Raw genomic sequence first — 26611 nt, forward strand, 5'->3', positions numbered from 1 at the left:
GCTCCCATCCTCTTATCTACAAAATACATTTTGTTATACGCTACTTAATTGATGTTCCTTTCTCCACATTGCTGCATATTTGCCTTCTTTAGCAATGAGCTTTTCATGTGAACCTTCTTCTACGATTTGTCCTTCATTAACAACTAGGATTTTGTCTGCATTTTTTATAATGGAAAGCGTATGGGCAATCATCACAACCGTTTTTTTCTTTTTCAAAAGATTTTTAATCGCTTCTTTTACAGCCAGCTCATTCTCGATATCTAACGACGCTGTTGCTTCATCTAATAAAAGTATTGGACTGTCCTTTAAAATAGCACGTGCAATGGATATACGTTGTCTTTCACCGCCCGATAGCTTATTACCATTTTCTCCAACAATTGTGTCATAGCCATACTCTAATTTCTCAATAAAATCATGGCAGTTTGCTTCTTTCGCAGCATTAATAATTTCTTGTTCTGTCGCTTCTGGCTTTGCATAGCGAATATTATTTAAAATCGTATCATTAAACAAAAATATATCTTGGTCGACTAGTGAAATTTTCTGTAATACTTTTTCAGAAGCAATCGATTGAATAACTTGCTGACCGATTAATATATCACCGCGTTCAGGCTCATAGTATTTTGTTATTAAATTTAAAATAGTTGATTTTCCCGAACCCGATGGTCCAACAATCGCCACAAACTGTGAAGAATCAATTTCAAAATTGACATTTCGTAGTATAGGTTCCCCTTGGTTATAAGCGAAATTCACATTTTGAAAAGCTATACTATACTGTTCAGGTTCAAAAGAAGTCTCATTTGATAACTCCTCCACCTCTTCTATGACACACTCAATTTGTCTTTTTGCAATCATTAAGTTTTTATAAGAGGTTAAATCAATAAAAAGTGTGCCAAATAATTTGCATGTAAATAAAGGGGAAATGCTAATTAGAAAGAAAGAAGACGCATCTAAATCCCCTTCCAGCCATTGATGTCCTGCTAAATAAAGAACAATCGGTAAACTTAGCCAACACAAAATACTAAACGTTGTACCAATTGGAATTACTTTAATCTCATATAAATAACTAACATCACTATAGTCCTTCATTGATGAGGTTGTTGCTTTATTTTTAACACCACCCAAACCAAATGATCGCAACGTTTGAATACCATTTATATACTCAACTACAGCACTTGTGTTACTTGTCATAATATTTTTCTTTTGATTTCCGTATTTTTTTACCATTAAAAAGGACAAGTAAAGAGTTGGTATTAACAATAAACCTGAAAATAACAGAACTACTCCAGCAGGTATATAAATAGTCGAAATAAAGCCAATTAGCAGTAAAGTAAATGAAGAATTTTTTATAATATCACCTATTTTATGAGTCAAAATATTTTCATAATTATTGACACTTGTTGTCGTCGCATTAATGTACTCTCCTGTTTGTGCCTTCGTAAAGGAGGAAAGCGGTATTTTTTTCATTTTATCGCCCATTGTCAAGCGAAGAATTCTACTAATCTGGGCACCTCCGATTTGCCCTCTCGTATAACCAAACGCGTAGATGATTAAACGAATAACAAACACAGTGCCTAACAATGACAGACTTCGAGTTAACAAGTTCATCGTTAATTGCTCTGTTATTAAAGCATTAATCATGTAATATAGTACGATAAAATTAAAACCAGCTAGCATACCCTCGATGACATTGAAAACAATAGAAAGATAAAAAGAAGCATTTTTTGTAAATGCATTTTTTTTGTCCATACTTAAGTCTCCTTCATAAATAGGCTTTCCCTTGAAAGACCCTTCTTTTTCTACAAGTACAACATCGTTAAAATTCATACGTAATTTCTCTAGCTTTACTATAATCCTGCCAAGTCTTTTTATATGAAGGGTTTTCTTCTAGCATTTCTTGATGCGTTCCACATGCTTGTAGTGTTTGATTTTCTACAATTGCCACTCGATCACAATGCTTAATAATACCAAGACGGTGTGCAATGATAATTACTGTTTTACCAACACAAAGTTCAGCAATGGCTTGATCAATCTCGGCCTGATTTTCTGGGTCTGCTGCGGATGTTGCTTCATCTAATATTAAAATCGGTGCATCTTTTAAAATGGCACGTGCAATAGCAATTCGCTGCTTTTCTCCACCAGAAAATCTAGTTCCAAAACTCCCTACCCTTGTATCGTAACCATCAGGTAATGAAATAATAAAATTATCTATTTGTGCTTTTTTCGCCGCAGTTCTTACCTCATCGAGTGTGGCATTAGAACCCATGACAATGTTTTCAAACACTGTACCACTTGTTAAAAAGGTCTTTTGGAAAACTGTTGTTATATTTTTTAATAATTCCTCATAATCAATATCCTTCACATTTTGATTACCAATCAAAACTTCTCCTTGCTGAACATCATTAAAGCGTGAAATTAACTGTACAATGGTGCTTTTCCCAGAACCTGAGTCACCTACAATAGCTATTTTTTCATTTTCAGCAATAGACAGATTCACATTCTTTAAATGTTCTTTTTGCCCATCATAAGAGTAATTGACATTACTTAGTTCGATATTGTAATTCTTCGGAAATGCTTGCCCTTGCCCAAAAACAGGTGTTTCTAAAAAGGCTACGCATTTCTTTACAGCATTTAAAACCTGTGCAAAGTTTGAACCTAATTCCTGTAAAGGTCGTAATTCTGTTAAATACAATGAGCCTACAAATGCAAAAAGAATAAAGACACTTCCTGTTAAACTACCATTTAAAAACCACATTCCACCAATAGGTACCATAAGGAGTAAGCCACATTCTATAATAATGACAAAGCTCGCATATGGTGGACCCATTTTTAAAGACATTTCTTTCCAGATATTAAATTCATCATCTACTGCGTTTGTAAACTTTTTAAATGATGAACTACTCATGTTATATGCCTTAATTAAACGCATTCCTTGAATATATTCGATAATGATTGCATTTAGATTGGCTATGGAACGTGCTCCTCGATCCATTAATTGATTCGTCCCCCGAAACATTATTGCCATTACTGCCACTGCAACAATTAATGGAATAAACGAAATAAGCGCTAACGGTACGTTAACTGTACATAAATAGATGAAGACAGCAATTGGACCACTCAAGTAAAACACTAACTCTGGTAAATGATGTGCTAAAAATAACTCTAGCTTTTCAATCTCTTCATTTAATAGTGTTTTAATTTCTCCTGTATTTCGTTCATTTAAAGAACCTAGTGAAACTTGTGCCATATGCTCTGTTACTTGACAACGCACTTTAAATAATGTTCGATAGGCACCCTTATGCGATAAGGTACCAGAAATAGCAAAGAGCCCAAATCGAACAATTATCGAAATAGCCAAAATCAATAAATTTTGAATTAACAAAGCTTCTGTTAAATTATTGTGATAGACTTGCTCAATTATTTGATAAATAATGAAATAAGGTACAATTGTCGAAAGACCACTAATTAAAGAACATAAAACAGACGAATATAAATATTTTTTATCCTTTCCAGCCCAAGAAAGAAGCATAAAGATCGGATTTTTATTTTGTTTTACAACTTTCCCCATTATCGTTCAGCCCTTCCCTTGCATCGTAATTTTGTATCGTACATTTCTCTGCACATTGCAGGTCAGTTACGTTAGATCCATTCCCTGCTATCTAGTGAAAGTTTCAATTGTATACTGATGATTTTCTTTATTTAACTTATAATCATCTTGCTTCTTTCCATCTCCGAAGCGAAGTATACGATGACAGCAAGATGCTATAAATTCTAAGTCATGTGTAATGACAAAAATAATTTTATTAGCCTCCGCTAAATTCTGTAAAATACTAGAAACCTTTTGCATACTGTCAAAATCTAATCCACTTGTCGGTTCATCAAACACTATAATTTCTTTTTCACTTATTAAACTTGCAGCTACAGCAAGTCTCTGTTTTTGTCCTCCTGATAATGTATTCGGGTGTCGATTGACCAGTTCTAATAAATCCATTTCCTCCAATGCTTTTCGTACTAAATTCGGATTGGGATTTTTCACCCCAAATACACATTCTTTTTCAACCGTTTCTGCGAATAACTGATAATTGACATCTTGCATTACCATATAGGAAAGCTGAGCCTGTTTTTTCAATGTTAGTTTTTGTTTATTAAAATAAATATTTCCTGATGATAGTTTATGTAGACCACATATCGCTCTAGCAAATGTCGTTTTTCCTGCACCATTATGTCCTGTGATTGCAATTATTTCTCCGCTTTTTGCTGTGAATTGAATATTTTCTAATACCTTTCTTTTTTTGTGCGATATAGTGACATCCTTCACAACAAGCTCATGAACTTTTTGTTCAGCAGGTAGCGATTTATGTTGAAACTGTACATTGTCTAAATAAAGTGTGCGGAGTCCTAATTGCCTCAGTTGAAGATCTGAAAGTTGTAAAAAATCCTTTTGTGAGTAAACTGATACAATTTGTCCCTTATTTAATACAATGGCTCTATCAATTAATTCTTTTAAATAGTAAAGTCTATGCTCCGATACAATAATTGTTTTACCTTGCATTTTTAGTAATGCAATCATGTCTTTTAAATCCTCAATAGCAGCCGCATCTAAATTAGAGGAAGGCTCATCTAATACAAAAATATCGGGTGCTACAGCATACACACTTGCAAAAGCAATCTTTTGCTTTTCTCCCCCCGATAAATGAAAAATATTGCGTCGACGAAGATTTTCTAATCGAAGCTCAGACGTAATTTGCTGCATTCGTTCTTCCATCATTTCTTTTGGATATGCCATATTTTCCATTCCAAATACAATCTCACTATCAGTATCCACATTAAAGAATTGTGACCTCGGATTTTGGAACACCGTCCCAACCTGTTCGCTTAATTCATACATTTTCCTATTTTCTACAGGTTGATTATTTAACAACACTTGTCCTTTTAGCTTTCCAGAATAAAAATAAGGAATTAAACCGTTAATTGCTCGGATAATAGTTGTTTTACCACAGCCGCTTTTACCACACAGTAAAATGCACTGTCCTTTTTTGACATGAATATTTATATTTTCTATACCTTCACTTTTCTCATCTGTATAATGAAATGAATATTGCTCGATTTTCAACATATTAACACTCCTCCAAACACAAAAAATGTAAATATAAACATTACAATACTATCACTGAATTGGAATGACACATGTTGAAAGCAAGAACGCTCTTTCGGGTTTTCAATCCCTCTCGCTATGCTTGCAGCAGATAATTCATCAGCAATTTTTGAGGCTGCCATCAATAAAGGAACGTAAATACATTCAACCGTTTGCACAGGATTTTTTAGAAAACCTATTATGGAGGGTGAGATACCTCTTAACTTCATAGCATCCTTTATATATCGCCAATCCTCACCAATCATTGGAAAATAGCGCAACATTACAGCTAATGGAATAATTACCTTTTTGGAAATTCTTATTTTTCCTAAAGCCGTCATAAATTCATTTATTTTTGTTGTTCCAACTAACAATCCACCCATTACAACGCAAGGGAATATTTTCCTAATAAACATTGTAAATGATACAAACATTAGCTCCCACGCACCTGACAAAAACATTTCACTTACTAAGCGAACTCCTAGAATTAACCCGTAACCAAGCATCATTTTCAACGAAAAGGAAAACATTCCCATTAGAAAGCAAAGACTAAATATTATGGCCATTAATATGAGTTCAAATTGAAAAGAAGGTGACAAAAAAACCGCTGCATTTACTAACAGTAGTAGATATATTTTCGTTCTTGGATCAAGTTTGACGGTGTAAACATGCATATGCATATTGCCCTGCAATTCTTCTCCCTTATTCATAATTTCACCGCCCTACCTATGCAAGCACTCCTGATTTTTTAAACTGTTTTCTCAATAATTTTTTTCCCAATAAACCGCTGATCAAAGCGCATAGCATTGTGCCAACAAACATTGTTGGTAACATCCAATTTTGGGCAGTTGTTAACATCGTATCCATATAAGCTTGTTCTGTTCCTTGACCTACCAAATACTCCTTATACGCTTGTTGATTAAGCCACAACATTACGTAAGAACCCATTGGATGAAGTGCAAAAACAATATAGCTTAAAATATTTATTGAAATATTTTTATACTTACCAATCGCTGCTATTAATTCACCAATTATAGCTACTCCTATACAAGCTAATGACCATAACCAGTACATCCCTGTAACAAATGTAATAATCGCTAACAATATTCCTAAAATAAGAATAGGACCAAATTTTGGTACTTTAGCAATCATTAATAAATAAATAGGTCCCGTTAATAGAGCTGCACCAGCTGGCATTAAAAACGTTAATACAGGATTGGGGGCAAAAAGGGCTGATCCAATCATCATGAATATAAAGAACAGTGCTGAGAAAATACCGACTGTAATTAAATCTTTAATACTTAAAGTTTTTTGTTGTATTGTTTGCGAATACATTTTTATACTTCTCTTCCTTCCTCTAGTAATTATTACTATATTTACTTTATTCTATTGATAATGATTATCATTTACCATTATAATGAATAGTAGTACATAAAAAAATAACTACACTATGTTTACGTCTAATCAAGGAAGAGGAAAGTCTAATTGAGGAAAGGAGAAAACAGATGACGTCTCATCATTTTAAACCTCTATTATTAGAGAATGGTTTTTCAAAATTTGACCAAATGAGCAAATATAACTCAGTGGGTACTACATATACAATCGATCCAACTTTAGGTAAAGGTTATTATTGGATATATCATTACAAGGAAATGTTTTCTATTCTTATTCATGATTTTTATTTTTTTGAGGATTATCAGTTAGAATTAACAATGCCTGAACTTTTAACCGTCTCATACTATGAATCTATTTCAGGTGAGGAGCTTAACCCTTATCAGCAATTAAAGCCAGGTTATATAAGGAGTTATTGGGGAAAAGGAGAAAAATATAGCGCTATTATTCATAAAAATATTCCAGTACAATCAATCGGTATTGAGTTTACCCCTATTTTTTGTGATCAATTTCTAGCACATAAATATGGTGAAAAATATGTGAATCCACGTCAAGCATTAACAACACTAAAAGCCACAACTACTTTTCCGGAAATGGTAATCCTGCTTCGACAAATAGCGGCTTATCGTGGTGCTGATCTGACCTCTGCACTTTTTTATGAAGGGAAAGTATATGAAGCATTAGCCCTTATAATGGAACGTGTACTTTTCAATGAAACTTGTCATTGCTCACAAATTTCTAAAGAAGATATTCACCAAATTGAGCATGTAGCCACTCATATAGAAAAGTACTACGCCCTACAACTAACTTTAGATCATTTAACTAAAATTTCTTGTATGGGTGCTACAAAATTAAAAAAATTATTTAAAGAAGTGTATCATTGCACAATTACGGAATATATTCAAAAACAACGTGTTCATCAGGCTGAGAAATTACTAGCTCATACAGAGCTCCCTATTAACGAAATTGCTCGAACAGTAGGCTATCAAAGTGCAGGTAGATTTTCAGAGTTATTTAAACGCTATGCCGATTTAACACCGAAAGAATATAGGCAGCAAATATTTAGAGGTTAAACATAATAGGGGGTTACTGACCATCATAAAACTTGCTCTACTTTCCATTACAGATTCACATTTCGATAAATACCATTCAAAATTCACAGCTTTCATTTCAAATGACAAACAGAACAAACTTCAGCAATTCCATTTTAAAGATGACTATAAGCGCGGTTTATTAGCTGACATATTGGCTAGATATTTAATTTCAACGACTTTTAATATAGCTCCATCAGCTATTGAATTTGACAATAATCCATATGGTAAACCATATGTAAAAAATCTACCTTACGCGTTTTTTAATATTTCACATTCAGGAAATTATGTTCTTTGTGGTATCAGTAATATGGAATTGGGTGTCGATATTGAAAAGCAAAAAATACTGGATCTCAACCTCGCTCAACATATTTTTGCTCCCGAGGAATATCAAGATTTAATAGCTTTATCTGACAAACATCAATTTGATTATTTTTATAAACTATGGACATTGAAGGAAGCCTATATTAAATATTGTGGTGTAGGCTTGTCTTTGCCACTCCAATCCTTCTTTTTTAAAATTAATGGTGGCGGCATTCATTTATATGCTACAAACCAATTGGATTCTCTATATTTTTTGACTACCAGTGTTGAACAGCAGTATTCTATAGCTTGCTGTTCCAATGAGCAAATTGAAGCGAATGCTATTGAACAAATTTCTTTACACACTATTGCATCTTTTTTCCAGCAATACGATGAATGATTTATTTTTCATATAAAACAACCCTCAAACTTTATTCGTTTGGGGGTTGTTTTACTTTTCTTAGTCAAAATAATTTTAAATCAATAATACAAAAGAGTGTATCCAAATAAAAAAAGTAAATAACAAGCTAACAAAACGGGGGCTATTGTTGAAGAAGAAGTAAAGGAGTAATATATATTAGTTATGACTAATATATATTACTCCTTATTTTTTATGACTTTTTTTAATTTAGGTCTTGATAATGTAAATTATAGAACTTTGAAGTTCTAAACACTTAAGAAATCAACTATCATTTTCTTTTCACGCTCTGGCAACATATGTATGTGTCCGCATCCTTTTAGCATATGAGTCGTGTTGTTTGGTATGATTCTATTTGCTCTTGGTAATACTTTTTTCGCTGGAAACAAACAATCTTTTTCTGCTGCCATAATAAGTGTGGGTGCTTTACACTGTTGCATTAATTTTTCACTCACATTGGAGGGCATCCCTACTTTTGTTTTTACATGATCAAAACTATCTTTCACCATATCCAAAGTATCTTTATCAAGAATTTCTTCGTTAATGGCCATAAATAAAGCCGTTTCTTTTATATATTTTTCTATCTTTGTTAGTTTATATTTGAGTAATGGCATCATCATCTCCACAGTACTGATTGGAAAGGCATTATTAATACCTGATGGCACAATTTATACGGATTTTTTTACTTTTTCCGGTGCAATGCACATCAGTTTTGCCAAAACTCCGCCTCCAAACGAAACCCCAAAACAAGCTATTTTATCAAATCCAAGCCCTGAAATAACGTCACTGGCCCACTTTCCATAATCATAATTGCTAGGAGAGAGAGTAACTTCATCACTTTTTCCGGGATGGCCAATAATATCAACCGCATAGATATGAAAATCCATAAGCAGGAATCTGTACGTTAGTAAATTATAGGCAGTCGTACTATTACCACCACGAAATACTAACAATGGTTCACCCAATAGATTGCCAGTTTCAATGATATGAGTTCTTCCAAAACGAGTATGAACGTAAACATCCTTACATGAATAATCCAATTTCTTTAATTGAGCATCATAAAGCTTTAGTGACATTTCTCTTCCGGATTGTGTTTTGTATATACTCATATAGTCCTCCCTTATATCCATATTTCCCTTTTTTAACTTGTTATTCGCTAATATATTAAAAAAATCCTTCTTCCACTAAACTGCTCCGTTAGTTTAATAAAAAAAAGATGGGATGTGGAATCCCATCTTGAAGTAAAGCCCTGTTAGTTCAACAACTTCTTTAAATCAATTCTTGTGTAGGTTTTATTATAGGGCGTACCATTAGCATTATAAAATATGGCTTTTTTAAAATATGGGTCAGAGATAGTTTCGTAACCGTGTTTGCTAATTAACTTTATCATTCTGGGATTTTCTATTGGGTCAACACTAACAAATATCTCAGAACGACCTAAACTTTTTGCAATATTTTCTCTATACCTAATCAAATCTGAACCTATACCATTACCCCGATAATCCTCTTTTACATATAGGTCACTTAATTTAGGAAGCAATGTGCCTTTTAATTTAAGAACTCCAAAACCAAATATAAGTGAGTCTTGTTCAGCGATTGCCAAATATAATTCCCTTTTTGCAAATTACTTTAAATAATTGGTAAATAAATCTTTATTATTTCTAATATCACATAAACCCGATAAGTCGTTTTCATTCGCTAATCTAATTATGTAGTTCATTGTTATTTCCACTTCCCTATTCTTCAATAAATCACTATTATAAATATTCAATTCCTTATTCAACAATCCAGTTCCGTTGAAAAAAGCGTTTCATTTTATAATAGAGACGTTTTGTGTATGTCTGAGCCAAAGTCAATTCTTTTTTATTGGACTCCAATACTCATATCCGTACTCTTCTTTCCACATATATACTTCTGGGGTGTAGAGACCATCCTTACGATCAATAATTTGAACTTTATATTGATTACTTGGAGACAGAATTTCCTTTAGCAATTGTTTCATTATTTCACCATCTATACAAATAATAGTTATTATAGCTAACCTGGACCGTCGGCACACTGAACAATTACACCGTTAGCTTAAGTACAATTTTTTATAAATTTACAGCATCAGGGTTTCCTAACAATTAAAACGGTTTTATAATGCGAGTGTGGAATTTTATCGAACGTAATATCCTTCATTATATATTCTTTTTTTAATAACAGCTCCCAATCGTCATAGTAACTGAGGAGTTCCCTTGTTTATAAACACACTCTTCTTCGCCCCAATCAGGAGCTTCCTCAATCTCTGGATGTTCCGTAAAGGCAAATAAAACGTGTACTCCACCAGAGTTAGTCACCTCTCTAAAACGCTGAATTTGTTTTAACCTATTCTCAGGTTTAAGGTATTGTAAAATGCCCATACCAAGAAGGACATCCACTTTTTCAGAAATAACTAAATCGTTTACATTTCCCTCAACTAAATTAATATTCAATCCATTTTCTTTTGCCCGTTTTTCGGCCTTAAGTAATCCACTTCTTAAGATTTCTACCCCCTATTACCTTAAAACCCTTTTTAGCGAGAAAGACACTATCTCTGCCTTCACCACATCCTAAGTCAAGGACAACTTTATCTTTAAAGGAATCGGAAGGTAGGAAATCAAGCATTTTAATCACAAGTTTGTTTGGCTCTATACCAAAGTGGTATTCTGCATTTGAATAAAATTGGTCATAATTTTTTATATCCATTTCTTATTTCCCTTCAGAGTTTAAAAAGTTTTTAGAAATAACAACGGCATTACAAGATTTTTCATAAAACTCAACGGGACCAGCTTCTCCAATAATAGCGTATTCATAGTCTCTTTCCCTCATCTCAACTAAACATAAATGCAGCAGAGTATTTCCTATCCCATTTATTCTATTTGAAAAAGATGTACCCATTGGACCGAATAATCCTTTTTTTCCTCGAACAACATCAAAGCAAGAGAAACCTACAATATCTTGGTCTTCTAAAGCGATAAAAATAGGAATATCTACTTGTAAAAAACCATTTTCAATAGAGTCTAACCATCCTTCTCCAAATTCTTTTTCTACAAAAGCTTTCAAGGAGGCATTATCACTTTGCTCTGCTTTTCTAAAATTGATATTGCTTGCTGGAATAGGAGAAAACGAATAATCTTTTAAAGAAACAATCATATCCCTGGGATAAGACACGATTTCAAGTATACGAGAAATATCGAGTCCAGAAAGTATTGCTTTTGTTAAAGGGTCATCAATTTTAAAAATTGCATCTACTATATGACCTTCATTTATAAAATTTTGTTTGAAACGTTTCATACGATTATTTGCGTTCAATATTACCGTTTTCGTGGTTTGCGTAATATTTGATTGAAAAGGTCCGTAACTAATACCTTCATCTTCCATTTCAAATTGCATGTCCCTGACTCGTTCGTTTAGTATCTCTGTAAGATTTGGATAATTAATATATAACTCAGCACACACACCTGTTCTTTCGAGCAATAACCCCAAAAGTAAGTGTACAGGATAAACAACCTTGGTTGTCCTTTCAGCTTCTGTTTCTGCATATTTTAGAATTCTTAGCGTTCTTTCTGTAAATCTCAAATAGTTTTCCTCCCTGTTATTTTTTATAATGATCCTATTTATTCGGAATTAATTTCAGTAATTTTTCACCACGCTGTTTATAAGCATCCAAATGATTTTTTAATATTTCTTCATTATTAGTTTCTAAAAAGTTAATTGTTTTTCTTACGAAGTTCCAATTTATGCAACCAGCTAACCATATTAGTGAAGATAGACGGTCAAAATCATTTTCACAAAGAAAATCATCTATTTTGTAACCTTTTATAAAGGCATTAGCGACAATAGGAGACATTTCATTTGAAGATATTCCGGTTTGTTCGGGAATACCATTTGATTAGCCAAGCTAAATCCTCTATCCTATCACTGTAGCCAATTGATTCAAAGTCAACAATTCCCTTTATTTTTCTATTTTTATCCCAGATAATATTAAGTGGATTTAAATCTGATTGTATAATAAAATCAAATTGCTTCGTTTTTGCATTTTCTATGTGATATTCAGTTGTTTCAAGATAATTATCTACCATTTCGAAATTTTCTAATAATATGTAAGACGTCTCAACTTTTTTTCGAAGATTATCAACAAATTGGGAGTAGCCAACAAGTTGAGATTGTTTCGAAAAGGCAGAACTTTTATATAAGCTTGAAATATCATGAAACTTTCTTGCCATTTTACCAAATTCCTCTGCAATGTACTTATCACAATGAGTAATATGTTCTCCTTCAATCCATTCAAATAGTATAAAACGATAACTTTCATTTTCTATTTCAATTGTTGTGAACGGTAAATCTACTGAAACGGGGAATAAATGCATAAACGGAACTTGATTATTTATAAGAAAGCGGCAAATTTTGGTTTGTTCAAATAAAATATTATTTGAGATTTCTCCAAATACAGTGTTGGGGAACGCTCCTTTTTAATGAACCTTGCAGAAATTTTTTTCCATCAGCAACTATTTTATAATGCAGGTCATTATTCCAACTTCCTATGTGTAGCTCTTTTTCTATAATTAGTGATTTGTTCCCTAATGAGTATGGTTCAAGTGCTTTTTTTATTAGTAGGTACAATTTTATATCTCCTTAGAGTTAAGTAGTTGATTACCTTATTTACTAAATCTCTCAAGATTACATTAAAGTATCTTTATATATTGTTGTTTGTTACCACACAGCTCACTTAACATTTGGTTCAATTTATGTTTTGAATCATATTTCACACTTAGATATAATCAAGCCACGAATGACCAGTTGGAAATTGTCTTTTCAAAGTCATTTTTAACCAATCCCTTTGTTCAGGCAGTAAATATGGAAGCATAGTTTGTAAATCTTTAAAATCTTTTTCTCTAACCTTTGAGCTGCCACCTTTATAAAGGAGTTGGATCTCGGGTCTCAGGTAAGGTATCTCATCATCTGTTCTTAAAAATATATCCTCTAATCTTCTTCGAATAGATTTTTCTCTCCTGTATATCCAGGATTGTTGCTCTGTCTCTACTAACATAATTTGAAAAGCCCAGGGAGAACTACTGCTTTTAGTAGCCCAGATGTCATTTGTGGTTTTTAAAAACTCGCCTTCTTGCCAAGGAACAAGTTTTCCATTCTCTGCTTTGTATAACATCCAATCACCTGACAAATGATTATAGGCAGTCAATTGTTCCTCTCGAAGTATTATTACATCTATATCATCATGTACCCTTGACTGTTTGCCTAAATGTAAATCTAAAGCCCATCCCCCTGCAATACCCCATTTAATTGGAATAGTAGAAAAGAGCTTATATATTTCTGTTACGGTGATTGATTCCCAATTATCTATATCTGTCCTCATATAAATGTCCTCCTCGTAGCTTTGAAATAAAATTTGATTAAAAATATGCTGCAAACGTTGATTTTCGTTATAAAAAAACCACCGTTTTGAAAAAAAGATTGATCTAAACGGTGGGATATTATTGATCTAATAGCGTGTTTTTTTAAAGGCTGGACAAAATTTTTATCAAAGTTTATCCTATATATTCCCTAAATGATTCGTATCATTTATAAAGTGAATTACCTTTTCCTTATCAGTAAGTTCAATTAAACTAATTCCTGTATCTCCAATTTTAAAATAATAATCCATGTTGATTGGCATTTGGTAAAAAGCACGTAATATATTATTAATTACCCCACCATGAGCAACAATCGCAATTCGTTCATATGTATTTCCTGTCACAATCTTAGAAAATATCGTTTCAATCCTCATTCGAAATTCTATAAATGATTCTCCATTTTCAAAACGTTCATGAAAAAATTTTGGCTCTGGAAACTTTTTCGCTTCTTCAAAGGATAATCCAGCTTGTACACCATTATTAAACTCCATTAATTCTTCTTCCAATTGCACTGGGCACCCAATAGTTTCTCCTAATATTTCAGCAGTTTCACGTGCTCTTTTTAACGTACTTGCCCATATAAAATCTGGTGGGAAATCATTTTTTACTTTTTGGGATAAACTTCCCACTTGCTTTCTACCTCTTTCCGTTAATTCAAAATCAGCTCTTCCTTCATGTACGTTTAAAATATCTGCTTCAGATTCTCCGTGGCGAATTAATAGTATTTGCATGCCTTTTCCCCCTTATATCTTTTAAATCCAAAAAGTATAAAACTAAACTGCTTCGTTAATTTAATAGGCTGTTTTCTCAAAATTTGTTGCTTCTGGTTTTGCTATCTTCTTCAATTAAAGCACCCGTTAGCCATCCATGAAGCACCAAAATCAGCACTTCACCACAGAAAATGAAAGATGATTAAGTTCTTTCATGGGAGTTAAGTCTTCTTTATAGTAACTTTTCCCTCTTTATTTTCTTCATGATTCCATTCAACTTGTATTTCAAATGTCCCTTCTTTAAAGAATAAAGGGAATCTTCTTCGAATAGATTCCTGCATCGGAAGGTTATATGCTTCTCTTATATTTACCCAAACTGCCTTTCCTTCTGGTGCATCTTCAAGTAATTCTCCTTTGAAATCTTTTGTGATGTAGTTAAAAATCATGTATCTATCCATAGCAACTGGATTTACATATTCATAGAGACCTTTAAAAATAAGGTTGCTTACTTCTAATCCAGTTTCTTCTTTTACTTCTCTAATTGCACTCTCAACTATACTTTCAGGAAATTCAACTTTGCCACCAGGTGGAATAAACCCTTTGAAATTATCGTGTTGTCTATCAAGTAGTAAAACCTTGTCTTCTTTTTGAATCATACAAACAGTCCACATTTTATAATTAATAAAATTACTCATAATTCCCTCCATATAATTAAACAAATATTACCATATATATGTCCTTCTTATTCAACTAAACTGCGTCTTTAGTTTAAGTAGAAAAAGGCTCTACCCCTTAACAGAGCAGCTTCAAATAGTTGCCTAACCTATTTTTAAATGTCATTTACAAAGGGTACATTTTAAAAAACTGGTTAACCTTATAATACGAACGCACCCGTTAGCTTAAGTATTTTCTTTCACAAACTTTTGCTTGGTGTTAGTCCGATTTAATAACCTTTTGTTCAATTCCCATAACGCCGTTTTATTGCTATCCCATTTCAAAAGCGTTACTGCCTCTTCAAAACATAACCATTTGTAGTTGAGGTGCTCTTTTGATAAAGATATATCTTTTGTAGGAACTTTAACACCAAAAGAAAATTCTTTTAATACATAAACGTCTTCTCCCCAAAGGAAATTCCCAACTACATCTTCTACTGGTAGTGAAGACATAGAATCTAATTCAATATATGGATAATCTCTTGTAATACCAGCCTCTTCAAATGCTTCTCGTTTAGCTGATTCAATAGGAGTCTCACCCTCTTCTCCACCACCAGCTAATCCCTGCCAATATCCAAAATCACTTCTCTTAAAAATTGCATATTCAATAGAATTGTCAGTGATTATATAAGGAAATACCAAAACTTGATAAGGTGCCCTCATTGCTAATCTCCTCCCAAAAATAACCTTAAAATAAATTTGACCTTTCTTCAACCACCCTGCACCTTTAATTCAAAAGCTCCTATACAACTCAATGATCTTCAAATATAGCACCCCATAGTTGAAGAATACTTAATCCTATTAACTTTTTAAAATACATTGAAATCGTTCCACACCTGGATATTTTTCACCTAAACTTGTTATCTTAAATCCATAATTTTTATAAAAATTCACAGCATCTTTATCGGTTTCAGCAAACATAAAAGATAAAGAATATTCTTCCAAGATAAAGCTAATCATTTTACTCCCAATACCTTTTCCTCTATGATTTGGAGATACTGCGATATGTTTTATTTCACAATGCTTCGGACTTAAAAATTCTATTCCAATACAACCAGCAACCTCAGATTCAAGGTCATATCCATATAACGCTCTTACTGGAGATTGCATATATAATTCATATTCTTTATCGACATTCTTTTCAGAGGTCGCGAAGGATAAAAGTTCTCTTACATTAGGTTGAATAGATGTCGATTTAATTTCTTTCATAAAACATGTCCCTTCTTGCATTAAACTGCAAAGATAGTTGAAGAAGAATCAATTCCATGACTGCTCTATTAAACAATCACACCTGTTAGTTCAACAACTTCTTTAAATCAATTCTTGTGTAAGTTTTATTATAGGTCGTACCATTATCATTATAAAATATGGCTTTTTTTAAATATGGATCGGAGACAGGTTGGTAACCGTGTTTGCTAATTAACTTTATCATTTTGGGATTTTCTATTGGGTCAACACTCACAAATATCTCAGAATGACCTAAACTCTTTGCAATATTTTCTCTATATCTAATTAAATCTGAACCTATACCATTACCCCGATAATTTTCTTTTACATATAGGTCACTTAATTTAGGAAGCAAAGTGCCTTTTAATTTAAGAACTCCAAAACCCAATATAAGCGAGTCTTGTTCAGCGATTGCCAAATATACCTCCCTTTTTGCAAATTGCTTTAAATAATTCGTGAATAAATCTTTATTATTTCTAATATCACATAAACCCGATAAGTCATTTTCATTCGCTAATCTTATTATGTAGTTCATTGTTACTTTCACTTCCCTTTAATAAATCACTATTATAGATTTCATTCCATTTTTAACAATCCTACGTCGTTAGTTGAATAACTTAAGAGTAGATTTTGCTCATAAATAAAAACTGAACTAAATTTAATAAATATTAGTTCAGTTTAAAAATACTCAATAGCAGACATATCCCCGTTTATAAACCTGTAACATTATCAATAGGTATGGACTTATACCATAATGGTTGATCCAAATTAAAATAGTCATGATCCGCTAAAATGAGATGGATTCTTTCCAATGCATCATCAAAAGATTGTTCATCATATTTTTTAGTCCACACAATTGTAGAGACGATATTCATCGCTGCATAAAGGGCATATATTCGCCAAAATGTATCGTCTGGAGTTTCTGAAAAATAACCATTTATTTGTCCAATACAAAATAGAATACTATGTCTTCTGCTAAATAAAGAAAGATTATAAAAATCATGATAGGGGTCACCAAAATCATAGCCATTAAAATCAATTACACCATTGTACGAGTTATTTAAAACGATGATATGGCCCAGATGAAAATCATCATGGAGTAAGGTTATAGGTCGATCTTTAAGAAGGTGGAAATTATTCTCAATAAAGTTTAATATTTTATGCTCTTTTGGCAGTTGATAGCTACCTTTTTTATATTCATTTAAGTAAAAGCTGAATTTCTTTCTTTGGGCTTCTTCCCAATGTATCGTTTGCGGGGCATAGTCATGTAGTTGATGAATTTTTCTTAATTCTTTCCCAGCAGCAAAACCTATATTAAATTGTGCCACCTCAGAAAGATTCATCATGAATTCATCAGCAGGGTATCCTTCAATATAGCTTAATACCATGACAGAAAGATTAGCCTCAATCAATAAAGTACATTCTATGGCTTTATGTGTTTGTACACCTTGTTTTTCTAATGCTTGAAGCAATGAAAATTCGATGGTTCGCTTTTCGTGATATTGTATGTCAGATAATCGTATAAAGTATTGATTTTGATCAACGGTAACTATGTATTTTTCATCTGGTGAGTATCCTTTTTCGACTTTTTTTATAGATGAATACCCTTTAAGGCTAGATATGTGGTCTATTACACCTTCAATTAACAAAGTCAATTCCCCCCTTCTCGCAACAAGTAAGAATGAAAATCTTACTATACGGTCAAGTGAATGTCAATGTTATGTTATTTTGGTTTTGTAATCCTTTTTTAATTACTCCTTGAAAAACGTCAGAGTATTTTTCAACTCCCCCTTTCCAATCTGGTCAGTAGGAGCTGCATTTTCCACTTGCATATTAAAAGCAGTATTTAACCGTTCAACATTATAGCCTTCAATTTTAACTCTAGCAGCTAATAAAACTTGCAGACGATATTCACAAGTCCAATTTTATAGAACCTTTATTAAGAGGAAAAGGTTCTTTTGATTTACATCTCGGAGTACCGAATGCCCACAAAAGAACCTTAAATTAAGTTATTTTTGAATAAAATTTTATTTAAATTCACCCTAAATTCTTGATTTTACTGCCTGTTTAAAAAAAGATTGCATTGGTTACTTTGAAACTATTTTAGTAACCATTTTTAGTATCAATAATTTATCTCAAGATTTTCTTGACCAAATGACAACTGGAATAAGGATTAAAGATAATAGACCTCCAGCTAAAGATAATGTCGCATAGCTTGCATTAGCTACTACCATGCCTGAGAGAGCACCACCAGAAGCCCCTGCTAATGCAACTAAAACATCTATTTTCCCTTGTGTTTTTGCTCTAGTAGAAGGCTCAGTCGAATCAACTATTTGGGCAGTCCCACTAATTAAACCAAAGTTCCACCCTAACCCAAGTAAAGAAAGAGCTACGATTAGTAGAATCATAGAATCGCTTGGTGCGAATGCCGCCAATAAACCAGCAAGTAACAAAGTCACTCCTGAAGCAATACTCATGGCTGTTCGTCCAATTTTATCAACAAGAACGCCTGTTACGAGCGACGGAAGATACATGGAACCTACATGAAATCCTATAACAATTCCTACTTCCGATAAACCATGACCATGATGTTTCATATGTACTGGTGTCATCGTCATTATAGCAACCATTACGATCTGAGTAAGAACCATAACCGCTGCACCGACTGTAAGACCTCTTTTATTGATAGCTTTTTCACTAAGAGATTCCATCTTATTTCCATATTCATTCTCTCGTCTGTTCGCTTCTATCATTTTTGCTATTTCTAACGGATCAGGACGCAGCATAACGAAAAGGACAAGACCTGCTAAAATAAATGCTGTTGCAGATAAGATAAATGGACCCGCAAGCGCTGGAACACCAATGGAAACTGCAAATTTCCCCATAATATCTACTAAATTTGGCCCTGCCACAGCCCCGAACGTTGTCATCATCATTGTTGTGCTGATAGCCGTTGCTCGTTGCTTATTATTGGCTAAATCTGTCCCTGCATACCGAGCCTGTAAATTTGTTGCAGTCCCTGCACCATAGATTACTAGAGAAGCGAATAATAAAATAACACTATTCATCATGGCAGCAATTACTACACCAATTGCACCGAGTCCACCGACAATAAAACCTGTTGATAAACCTGTGCGACGCCCATAACGTTGTGATAGTTTTCCTACAATTAAAGCCGCTCCTGCCGACCCTAAAGTAAATAAAGCGGACGGTACTCCTGCATAAGCATCCGTTCCTAGCATTTGTTGGGCTAAAAGAGCCCCTACCGTAATACCTGCTGCTAGCCCCGCGCCACCAAAAACTTGTGAGAGACTAACTACGATTAGCACTCGCTTATATAAGCTCTTTAGCTTTTCGGGTGACTCAATATAACTGTCTGTGATTTCTTGTGCTTTTCCAAGCATCTTTCAACACCTTCTTTCTACTTTCCCCTACATCTGCATGAAGAAAAATCTTTCTTCTGTACCGGGGACAAATAACGAAATGATAGTTAATTAATGATACGATTGTGTTTGTTCGTCTATATTCGTTCATATACACAATGTATCAGTTTTTTTAAAACCGCAACATACATACAAAAAGAGTGGAATTTTCGGATACTTGATGCATCACAAATCTTTCGGGTTTTAGTGACACTTCCTTTCCAAGTTCACGCTCATTCCACACCTGAAGGATTGGGCTTTCCCGTTCAGAAAACCAATAAAAATGTAGACTTAATTAAGAAATAAGAACTGCCAAATACAGTTTACAAATTTGACAGTTCTTTTTTGTTTATATTTAATGAGCATGCATAACAACATTCTTTTTCTTTGAATAGAGTAAAAAAATGATGGTTAAACTTAAGCTAATAATACCAAAAACAAGTCCCAACCCACTTAAACCAACTACATCTAGCATCATGCCTGTTGACAATAAGACGACTTGAAAGATGACAGAATCGATCATATTACGGAATGAGAAAAATCGCCCATGAAAGTCTTTTGGCACTTGCTTTTGAAAAATCACCATTGTCGTCGGGAAAAAGCAGCCTACTGAAAAACCAAAAACTCCAAAAGCTACTAATGCCAAAAATTTAATATCCGAGAATATTAGCATTAGCTCCATCGAACCAATTATAAACGCTAATATAAAAAGTAGTGTTCCAGTGTTCAGCCGTTCTGTAATAAACTTCAAACCAGCTGCACCTAGCATAAAACCTATTCCCTCAACTGTATATAATAATCCTGATATTGTCGTTGAATGATGAATCTCAGAAATTTTCATAATAACTAAATTAAAGGAACCTAAAAATAATGTTGGAATTAACATTAAGACAAGTGTCATTAAAACTACAGGGTGCTCTCTAACCATCGGTAACACTTCTTTAAAGTCCCCCTTTTCTTTTGTTGCTGACGATTGATTTGCCATTTCATCTAATTGTAGGAAGTTCGTAATAACAAACATCATCATATAGACAATAAATGAAATGATGTACAACCATTTCAGCTCAAAGAAACTCAGCATGAATCCAGCTGCAGCAGTTCCAATTATCCTTGAAATCGTTCGAGCATTCATTTGCCAAGCATTTAATGTAATTAAATCCTTATCCTTAACGATCATTGGAATAATAGATTGTAGAGCAGGCATATAAAACGCGGCTGCTATTTGCAACGTAATTAAAAAAAGAATCATCCAAATAACCGAATTTGTATAAAGCGCCATAAACATAAATAAAACACTTAAAATGCGCCCTACACTAGCCCACTGTACAACTGTTTTTTTCAATGACTTGTCAATAATACGCCCTGCCAACGGACCTACAACTAAACCAGCCAATATACCGCTAGAAATAATTAATGATTTGTGAAAGTCAGAGGGAACGACCTTTTGCATAAAAGCTAGATTTCCTATAATACCAGCCCACAACCCAAGACCTACAACAAATTCTCCTAATAAAATTATCCATACATTCCGATTACGCCACATGCTGTATCTCCTTGTTGTATCATTAATTAATAAATCGTAACAAAATTATAATTATTAGTACATAGTCATTTAACAAAAATTTCATTATATATATGTCTTGAATATATTTAGATCTTTAATTATGGAATATCGCCTTTTCAATCACATCAGGAAAGCAATAAAAACATCGTTTGATTCCATTATCGATGTCCGTGTAGCTTTTAAAAAAGATTGTTAATCTGCAAAAAATTTATATAAAAATCACTTCGACTAAATTGTGTGTAGTATAAACATACTTAAATTTTTCAGGGTACGATTAAATTGTATGAACACATAAAAATTGTTTTAATTTCCCATTAATTAACAGAGTCTTTACTGCAACAAAGGTGTCAAAAATAATCAAACTTTTTTATAATGAATTTTATCTGCCACATAAAATAAGAGCCTGTTTTGATCAATCTTTTTTTCAAAACAGGCTCTTTGAATTTGTCCTTATATCAAGGTTGGTATCGTTAATTTAATCAAAAATTATTACAAAGCTACAGTCTGACAGTAGATAAACGTTATGTTTTTCATAAAGCTGTATGGGAGTTTTATAGATAAATCAGGCATTTATGAGGAGCGTCAGAACTGGGTCTACGTAAAGCTAGAAAGATATCTCGCTTTCAATTTATTTTAATTTTCTTACAAGGCGGCGCCAGCCTATCCAGAAAATAATGACCATCATCCCTGCACCAACAGACTCGGTCAGTTTCCAAAAAAGTATAAGAATTAGCAAAATAATTAACGGAAGAATCGTTAGCTTTATATCATCTAACTCTTTCATTTCATGCACTCTTCTTTCTTAAGTGACATAATTAGTACTCAAAATACTTCCGACAAGCACAAAACACTAAAATTTCTTGTATAAAAAGTTAAAAAGTGCTGGTGGTTACTCTCAAATTTATATTTTTGATATGAATTATCTCCCCCATCCTACATTTAAATAACACGATATTGCTTATCTTCATCATATTCGGAATGTAGCATAATGGAAACCTCATGCTTTTTTATTTTCACTTGATGATCTTGCATCAAAATTTTTAGTGTCTTTTCTTCCTTTTGTAACAGCTTCACCATCATTAATTGTCACAAAATGATGTAGCATTCTAATAACAGTCGATGATAGCAGTACTGAATTCTTACATACTCGCTTCCTCTCGAACAATCACGGATATTATTGCATGTAACCTATATTTAACCTTCCGCATATTTCAGCTGATACTTTTCCATTACTCGGCTAAAGAACGAGGCTAGAACTTGCTGAAATAGCATACCAAACACTACAGGCATAACCGTTTTTGCGGGAAAGTATGTAGTCGCTATTACAACCCCTACAGCAATATTACGCATCCCTCCTGTAAAAACGAACATCGTAACAATGCTTATATCCTTCCAAAGTATATGCCCTAAAACTAAACAAAAAGCATACCCTGATACAGCAAGTAGAAATACGACCAAAATAACACGAACAAGCTCCATGTTAATATTTTTAATATACGGGGCAATAGCACTACTATTAATCATTACAATACTAAATAAGCTAAGTTTTGAAAAAGGGGCTAATTTCTTTCCTAGTGTCAGCTCAATATTGCCTTTAGTAAACTCATTTAACGCTACACCTAATAGAGAAGGCACAACAATCATCCAAAGTAAATCTACAATGAGACCAACAGTATCAATTTGGATTGATTGTCCTACAACAATATGAAGTAATGCTGGAATAACAACGGGTGAAATGAGTGTATCGATTAAAATAATTGCAAGACATAACGCAAGATGCCCCCTACAAATACTAACCCAAATAAAGCTCGTTACTCCTGTTGGCACAGCGACTGCTAAAACAAATCCAATTGTTAGTAAATGATCATGAAATATGACGGTTGATACAAAGTAGGCCAAAATTGGCATGAGAAGGTGTAAAAAAGCGATAACAATTAATATTGCTGCTGGGTATTTTTTAAGATTTTTTATTCCTTCAAAATTCATGCTTAAACTACCTGCAAATGTCATAAAAGCAAACAGCCATGGCACTAAAAATAATAGCTGATGCCCTACGTTCTCAAACAACACACCAATCACTAAGCTAAGCGGTGTTAAAATAGGCATCCATTTTTGAAGATATTTATTGAAACTATTTATCATCTCTTTTATTCCTACTTTCATAAAACAATAGTTTTCTTCAGTCAATAAACTAGAAAAATTTGCAGTTTATATCCATATCCTTCAAACTATTAATATGTCTAGAAAGAAAGGATGACTGAGACTAATGAAAAAAATAGTGTGCACTTTATTGCTTCCCCTACTTGTTATGGCAACTGGATACACTGTACAAGCTGCTGGCTTTAAAGATGTGCCAGAAGATCACTATGCCTATGAAGCCATCATGTGGGCAGAGGAATATGATATCGTAAATGGCTATCCAGATGGTACATTTAAGCCCAATGCAACAATCACGGAGCAACAATTCGCAAAACTACTTGCTAATTTTTATGAGCTTGAATCACCGTATGATGAGTTAAAAAAACAAACCCCTGCTGCAAATGGGGCTGACGAATATTACAATCGTCTTGCGAGCTACGGTGTTCCATTAAACGGATATTTCGATAATAATATTCGCGCAGCTAGTGTGAAACGTGGTGTTGTAGCACAGGCGATTACACATTTAGCTAATGGTAAAAGTGGATTAGATCAATCCATACAGTTTTTAATCGATTATTACATTTCCACTGGTCAAAACTTTCAGTATGAAAACCGCAATTTACAGAAGTTTTTTGGCGTGACTAACAATATGACACGAGCTCAAGTCGTGACTATGCTACACCGTATGGATGAAAGAAATTTTTATGAAATTTCAGAGGACGCACAGGCCATTCATGAAAATGCGAGTAATGCTTCTTTAAATACACGTGCAAAAAATGGTCAAAGTCAGCTAGATAAAACAATGCAGCTGACAACACCTTCTAAAAGTGCTTGGGATGGTAACTATTCGTATTACTATAAATGGGGTGCAGGCTCAACTGATTTTAATCGCCGAGATGCCTATATTTCAAACGCAACAAGTAAAAGCTTTTCAATATTTATTACTGCCAATGATGGGACAGCTGCAGGCAGTGTCGATGGGACAGCAACGATTACTTCTAGCACTAAGGCTGTGATGAACAAATCCTCAAATGGCAATCGTTGTGTATTAGAATTTGAGCGCCTTAATAATGCACTAAAAATTACCGAGGTAGATTGTCGCACAGAGCATGATGAAGGAACTAATTTTTCTGGTACTTTAAAGAAATAAGGAGTTTTCCATATGTCTACTTAAAATAAAGGAACACCCTTGAGGTACTTTTATAAATCACAATAATACTCTTTCTTAGTGAAAAGAACTAAAAAGTGCGAAATGGATTAAAAAATCATTCGCACTTTTTTAATTATTTATAATAGATCAATCAAAATGGATTCTAAATTTTTAATTATCGAAGTCTGGTACAACTAAATATAACTTTAAAACTGCTTATACATCTTCATGGAAATCTCTATAAAATCAGCGAGATACGGAGATATGTGCTTATCCTTATGCCAAGCGATATCCGTAAAAATATCTGCTAAATTCATGGATGTAGCCAGTTCTTTTAAACGATTGTTTTCTAATTCCTTCTCCACCACCATTTTGGGTAAGAATGTAATACCTAAGCCAGCCATCACACATTGCTTAATAGCTTCAATACTTGCAAATTCAATCATTTGTATTGGTAGAGCACCTTTCTGCTGAAGCTGCACTTCCAATTGATTACGGTAGGAGCAGCCGCTTTCCGTCAAAAGCATCGTTTCATTTAAGAGTTGCTGTACAGAAAATACCTCTCTCTCCACGTTGCTATTAGTAGATGCACTGACAAATACTAATTGCTCTCGAATAAGTCGCTCACGATGTAACATGGGTGTTTCCTTATATGCATCTGTAATAAACGCTATATCAAGATTGCCTGACTGCAATAAATCTTTGGCGATTTCGGTTGTATGTACAGGCTTAAAAATGATTTTTACTTGTGGATGGGCTTTCTGAAATTGTTGTAAAATACTCGGCAGACGGTACACACATTGACTTTCTTGTGCACCTATTTTCAACACCGCTTGTGCTTGTTCATTTAACACAGCTTTTTTCATATCCACATTTAAATCTAGCATTTTTTGAGCATACTGTTGTAATCGCTTGCCCTCCTCTGTAAGGGTAATGCGTTTTCCAAGCCTCTCGAAAAGGACTACGCCAAGCTCTTCTTCTAGCGATTTAATTTGTGCTGTAATACTCGACTGAGCATAGCCTAGGAGCTGTGCAGTTTGAGTAAAACTTAACGTTTCTGATGCTGTTAAAAACGTTTGCAGTTGTTTAAGATCCATCTTCCCCACCTCTAATCGTTTTTTTCGATATATTTCATCGAAAGATTCTGCTTTATCGATAATAAATATAAGTTTACACTTGTTATAGCCTGAAGGATAGAGGAGGATTCTTATGAACATTACCACTTTTATTGGAAGCTCGAGAGCCGGTAGTAATAGTGAACAACTAGCTGATTATGTATTAGATGGCATAAATCATGTGAAAATAGATCTAAAAAATTTATCGATTGAGCCCATCAACGATTTACGTCATGATGACAATGGCTTTCAGTTTGTAGATGATGATTATGATCAAATTATCCATGCGTTTTTAACAAGTGATCTCGTTATTTTTGCAACACCGATATATTGGTACAGCATGTCGGGAATCATGAAGAACATGGTGGATCGACTGAGTCAAGCTATCCGAGATGAGCGGTTTCCACAGCTAAAAGAGAAACTACAAACTACAGAAGCCGTTGTTCTTGCTGTTGGTGGTGACGATCCATATATAAAGGGTCTACCAATGATTCAACAATTCCAATATATTTTTGACTTCTTAAAGATGCCGTTCTCCTCGTATATTACCGGTGAAGCAAACAAACCTGGTGAGATTATTCATGATGAACAAGCACTGACGCAGGCATCCATATTAAATAAGAAATTAAAAGCACGTATATATCCCATATAAAAAACGACCTGAATGAACTGCACCTCAATTGTTAGACACATCTAACAATTGGAGGTGCAGTTTTTCTATGGCTAAATATACTGTAGAAGATAAATTACAAGCAGTTGAGCGTTACTTAAATGGAAATGAAAGTGCTAATAAAATAGCTAAAT

At 33.6% G+C, this 26611-nt stretch carries 27 protein-coding genes and 3 pseudogenes; 4 read left to right on the forward strand and 26 right to left on the reverse strand.

The features are described 5' to 3' along the window. Window positions 1-33: 33 nt before the first annotated feature. The 5 genes from ACYQ73_RS17195 to ACYQ73_RS17215 form a co-directional block, all read right to left on the reverse strand. Window positions 34-1746: an ABC transporter ATP-binding protein gene (locus ACYQ73_RS17195; RefSeq protein WP_460013617.1), complete on the reverse strand. Its 1713-nt coding sequence runs from the start codon at window positions 1744-1746 to the stop codon at window positions 34-36. A gap of 67 nt (window positions 1747-1813) precedes the next feature. Further along, on the reverse strand, window positions 1814-3565 hold the full coding sequence (locus ACYQ73_RS17200) for an ABC transporter ATP-binding protein (RefSeq protein ID WP_460013618.1): 1752 nt from the start codon (window positions 3563-3565) through the stop codon (window positions 1814-1816). Window positions 3566-3652: 87 nt separating this feature from the next. Beyond that, on the reverse strand, window positions 3653-5113 hold the full coding sequence (locus ACYQ73_RS17205) for an ABC transporter ATP-binding protein (RefSeq protein WP_460013619.1): 1461 nt from the start codon (window positions 5111-5113) through the stop codon (window positions 3653-3655). Then, window positions 5107-5841, reverse strand: coding sequence for an energy-coupling factor transporter transmembrane component T family protein (locus ACYQ73_RS17210; RefSeq protein ID WP_460013620.1), 735 nt, complete (start codon window positions 5839-5841; stop codon window positions 5107-5109). Before ACYQ73_RS17210 ends, ACYQ73_RS17205 begins: the two co-directional genes overlap by 7 nt. Before the next feature lie 16 nt (window positions 5842-5857). Then, window positions 5858-6466: an MptD family putative ECF transporter S component gene (locus tag ACYQ73_RS17215; RefSeq protein ID WP_460013621.1), complete on the reverse strand. Its 609-nt coding sequence runs from the start codon at window positions 6464-6466 to the stop codon at window positions 5858-5860. Between the two features lie 170 nt (window positions 6467-6636). On the opposite strand from ACYQ73_RS17215, the gene ACYQ73_RS17220 reads away from it, so the two are divergent. Next, on the forward strand, window positions 6637-7596 hold the full coding sequence (locus tag ACYQ73_RS17220) for a helix-turn-helix transcriptional regulator (protein WP_460013622.1): 960 nt from the start codon (window positions 6637-6639) through the stop codon (window positions 7594-7596). 46 nt (window positions 7597-7642) lie between these two features. Further along, a complete protein-coding gene (locus ACYQ73_RS17225; protein WP_460013644.1) occupies window positions 7643-8317 on the forward strand; it encodes a 4'-phosphopantetheinyl transferase family protein in 675 nt (224 codons plus the stop codon). A gap of 266 nt (window positions 8318-8583) precedes the next feature. On the opposite strand, the gene ACYQ73_RS17230 is transcribed toward ACYQ73_RS17225, so the two are convergent. The 20 genes and pseudogenes from ACYQ73_RS17230 to ACYQ73_RS17325 form a co-directional block, all read right to left on the reverse strand. Then, entirely contained in the window at window positions 8584-9000 is a 417-nt protein-coding gene (locus ACYQ73_RS17230; protein WP_460013623.1) for a hypothetical protein, read from the reverse strand. A gap of 3 nt (window positions 9001-9003) precedes the next feature. Beyond that, the gene (locus tag ACYQ73_RS17235) at window positions 9004-9444 is read right to left on the reverse strand and encodes an alpha/beta fold hydrolase (protein WP_460013624.1); all 441 of its coding nucleotides are present in this window, start codon (window positions 9442-9444) and stop codon (window positions 9004-9006) included. A 143-nt stretch (window positions 9445-9587) separates the two neighbouring features. Then, window positions 9588-9941 (reverse strand): annotated as a pseudogene (locus ACYQ73_RS17240) (GNAT family N-acetyltransferase); the annotation flags it as partial. Window positions 9942-10530: 589 nt separating this feature from the next. Then, complete coding sequence (locus ACYQ73_RS17245) at window positions 10531-10809, reverse strand: hypothetical protein (RefSeq protein ID WP_460013625.1); 279 nt, start codon at window positions 10807-10809, stop codon at window positions 10531-10533. 28 nt (window positions 10810-10837) lie between these two features. Then, window positions 10838-11062 carry a hypothetical protein gene (locus ACYQ73_RS17250; RefSeq protein ID WP_460013626.1) on the reverse strand — a complete coding sequence of 75 codons (225 nt, stop codon included), beginning with the start codon at window positions 11060-11062 and terminating at the stop codon, window positions 10838-10840. A gap of 3 nt (window positions 11063-11065) precedes the next feature. Next, on the reverse strand, window positions 11066-11935 hold the full coding sequence (locus ACYQ73_RS17255) for a GNAT family N-acetyltransferase (protein ID WP_460013627.1): 870 nt from the start codon (window positions 11933-11935) through the stop codon (window positions 11066-11068). 34 nt (window positions 11936-11969) lie between these two features. Beyond that, window positions 11970-12979 (reverse strand): annotated as a pseudogene (locus ACYQ73_RS17260) (phosphotransferase). 148 nt (window positions 12980-13127) lie between these two features. Beyond that, entirely contained in the window at window positions 13128-13730 is a 603-nt protein-coding gene (locus ACYQ73_RS17265; RefSeq protein ID WP_460013628.1) for a nucleotidyltransferase domain-containing protein, read from the reverse strand. Between the two features lie 177 nt (window positions 13731-13907). After that, window positions 13908-14498 (reverse strand): histidine phosphatase family protein, encoded by a 591-nt coding sequence (locus tag ACYQ73_RS17270; RefSeq protein ID WP_460013629.1) that lies wholly within the window; start codon window positions 14496-14498, stop codon window positions 13908-13910. A 200-nt stretch (window positions 14499-14698) separates the two neighbouring features. Then, a complete protein-coding gene (locus tag ACYQ73_RS17275; protein ID WP_460013630.1) occupies window positions 14699-15172 on the reverse strand; it encodes an NUDIX domain-containing protein in 474 nt (157 codons plus the stop codon). A 204-nt stretch (window positions 15173-15376) separates the two neighbouring features. Next, complete coding sequence (locus ACYQ73_RS17280) at window positions 15377-15853, reverse strand: NUDIX hydrolase (RefSeq protein WP_460013645.1); 477 nt, start codon at window positions 15851-15853, stop codon at window positions 15377-15379. A gap of 138 nt (window positions 15854-15991) precedes the next feature. Continuing rightward, window positions 15992-16399: a GNAT family N-acetyltransferase gene (locus ACYQ73_RS17285; RefSeq protein WP_460013631.1), complete on the reverse strand. Its 408-nt coding sequence runs from the start codon at window positions 16397-16399 to the stop codon at window positions 15992-15994. Between the two features lie 85 nt (window positions 16400-16484). Next, window positions 16485-16964 (reverse strand): GNAT family N-acetyltransferase, encoded by a 480-nt coding sequence (locus ACYQ73_RS17290; protein ID WP_460013632.1) that lies wholly within the window; start codon window positions 16962-16964, stop codon window positions 16485-16487. A gap of 163 nt (window positions 16965-17127) precedes the next feature. After that, window positions 17128-18066, reverse strand: coding sequence for an aminoglycoside phosphotransferase family protein (locus ACYQ73_RS17295; RefSeq protein ID WP_460013633.1), 939 nt, complete (start codon window positions 18064-18066; stop codon window positions 17128-17130). Window positions 18067-18552: 486 nt separating this feature from the next. Further along, window positions 18553-19821, reverse strand: coding sequence for an MFS transporter (locus tag ACYQ73_RS17300; protein WP_460013634.1), 1269 nt, complete (start codon window positions 19819-19821; stop codon window positions 18553-18555). Beyond that, window positions 19820-19951, reverse strand: a pseudogene (locus ACYQ73_RS17305) (IS200/IS605 family transposase); the annotation flags it as partial. The gene ACYQ73_RS17300 and the pseudogene ACYQ73_RS17305, both read right to left, overlap by 2 nt. Window positions 19952-20194: 243 nt before the next feature. Beyond that, a complete protein-coding gene (locus ACYQ73_RS17310; RefSeq protein ID WP_460013635.1) occupies window positions 20195-21382 on the reverse strand; it encodes an MFS transporter in 1188 nt (395 codons plus the stop codon). Between the two features lie 649 nt (window positions 21383-22031). Continuing rightward, complete coding sequence (locus ACYQ73_RS17315; RefSeq protein ID WP_460013636.1) at window positions 22032-22187, reverse strand: hypothetical protein; 156 nt, start codon at window positions 22185-22187, stop codon at window positions 22032-22034. 155 nt (window positions 22188-22342) lie between these two features. Beyond that, window positions 22343-22477, reverse strand: coding sequence for a hypothetical protein (locus ACYQ73_RS17320; RefSeq protein ID WP_460013637.1), 135 nt, complete (start codon window positions 22475-22477; stop codon window positions 22343-22345). 120 nt (window positions 22478-22597) lie between these two features. Further along, entirely contained in the window at window positions 22598-23566 is a 969-nt protein-coding gene (locus ACYQ73_RS17325) for a bile acid:sodium symporter family protein (protein WP_460013638.1), read from the reverse strand. 103 nt (window positions 23567-23669) lie between these two features. On the opposite strand from ACYQ73_RS17325, the gene ACYQ73_RS17330 reads away from it, so the two are divergent. After that, on the forward strand, window positions 23670-24692 hold the full coding sequence (locus tag ACYQ73_RS17330; protein WP_460013639.1) for an S-layer homology domain-containing protein: 1023 nt from the start codon (window positions 23670-23672) through the stop codon (window positions 24690-24692). 206 nt (window positions 24693-24898) lie between these two features. Here the strand turns inward: ACYQ73_RS17330 and ACYQ73_RS17335 are convergent, their stop codons facing one another. Continuing rightward, complete coding sequence (locus tag ACYQ73_RS17335; protein ID WP_460013640.1) at window positions 24899-25789, reverse strand: LysR family transcriptional regulator; 891 nt, start codon at window positions 25787-25789, stop codon at window positions 24899-24901. Between the two features lie 112 nt (window positions 25790-25901). Between ACYQ73_RS17335 and ACYQ73_RS17340 the strand changes: the two genes are divergently transcribed. Further along, window positions 25902-26459 (forward strand): flavodoxin family protein, encoded by a 558-nt coding sequence (locus ACYQ73_RS17340; protein ID WP_460013641.1) that lies wholly within the window; start codon window positions 25902-25904, stop codon window positions 26457-26459. The last annotated feature ends 152 nt before the right edge of the window (window positions 26460-26611 follow it).

Source organism: Lysinibacillus sp. CTST325, assembly GCF_054665055.1.

Coding starts and splice junctions, on each gene's coding strand:
- ACYQ73_RS17195 (WP_460013617.1), bottom strand. CDS start 1,746: ATGGACAAAAAAAATGCATTTACAAAAAATGCTTCTTTTTATCTTTCT.
- ACYQ73_RS17200 (WP_460013618.1), bottom strand. CDS start 3,565: ATGGGGAAAGTTGTAAAACAAAATAAAAATCCGATCTTTATGCTTCTT.
- ACYQ73_RS17205 (WP_460013619.1), bottom strand. CDS start 5,113: ATGTTGAAAATCGAGCAATATTCATTTCATTATACAGATGAGAAAAGT.
- ACYQ73_RS17210 (WP_460013620.1), bottom strand. CDS start 5,841: ATGAATAAGGGAGAAGAATTGCAGGGCAATATGCATATGCATGTTTAC.
- ACYQ73_RS17215 (WP_460013621.1), bottom strand. CDS start 6,466: ATGTATTCGCAAACAATACAACAAAAAACTTTAAGTATTAAAGATTTA.
- ACYQ73_RS17220 (WP_460013622.1), top strand. CDS start 6,637: ATGACGTCTCATCATTTTAAACCTCTATTATTAGAGAATGGTTTTTCA.
- ACYQ73_RS17235 (WP_460013624.1), bottom strand. CDS start 9,444: ATGAGTATATACAAAACACAATCCGGAAGAGAAATGTCACTAAAGCTT.
- ACYQ73_RS17250 (WP_460013626.1), bottom strand. CDS start 11,062: ATGGATATAAAAAATTATGACCAATTTTATTCAAATGCAGAATACCAC.
- ACYQ73_RS17265 (WP_460013628.1), bottom strand. CDS start 13,730: ATGAGGACAGATATAGATAATTGGGAATCAATCACCGTAACAGAAATA.
- ACYQ73_RS17270 (WP_460013629.1), bottom strand. CDS start 14,498: ATGCAAATACTATTAATTCGCCACGGAGAATCTGAAGCAGATATTTTA.
- ACYQ73_RS17275 (WP_460013630.1), bottom strand. CDS start 15,172: ATGAGTAATTTTATTAATTATAAAATGTGGACTGTTTGTATGATTCAA.
- ACYQ73_RS17280 (WP_460013645.1), bottom strand. CDS start 15,853: ATGAGGGCACCTTATCAAGTTTTGGTATTTCCTTATATAATCACTGAC.
- ACYQ73_RS17285 (WP_460013631.1), bottom strand. CDS start 16,399: ATGAAAGAAATTAAATCGACATCTATTCAACCTAATGTAAGAGAACTT.
- ACYQ73_RS17300 (WP_460013634.1), bottom strand. CDS start 19,821: ATGCTTGGAAAAGCACAAGAAATCACAGACAGTTATATTGAGTCACCC.
- ACYQ73_RS17310 (WP_460013635.1), bottom strand. CDS start 21,382: ATGTGGCGTAATCGGAATGTATGGATAATTTTATTAGGAGAATTTGTT.
- ACYQ73_RS17315 (WP_460013636.1), bottom strand. CDS start 22,187: ATGAAAGAGTTAGATGATATAAAGCTAACGATTCTTCCGTTAATTATT.
- ACYQ73_RS17325 (WP_460013638.1), bottom strand. CDS start 23,566: ATGAAAGTAGGAATAAAAGAGATGATAAATAGTTTCAATAAATATCTT.
- ACYQ73_RS17330 (WP_460013639.1), top strand. CDS start 23,670: ATGAAAAAAATAGTGTGCACTTTATTGCTTCCCCTACTTGTTATGGCA.
- ACYQ73_RS17335 (WP_460013640.1), bottom strand. CDS start 25,789: ATGGATCTTAAACAACTGCAAACGTTTTTAACAGCATCAGAAACGTTA.
- ACYQ73_RS17340 (WP_460013641.1), top strand. CDS start 25,902: ATGAACATTACCACTTTTATTGGAAGCTCGAGAGCCGGTAGTAATAGT.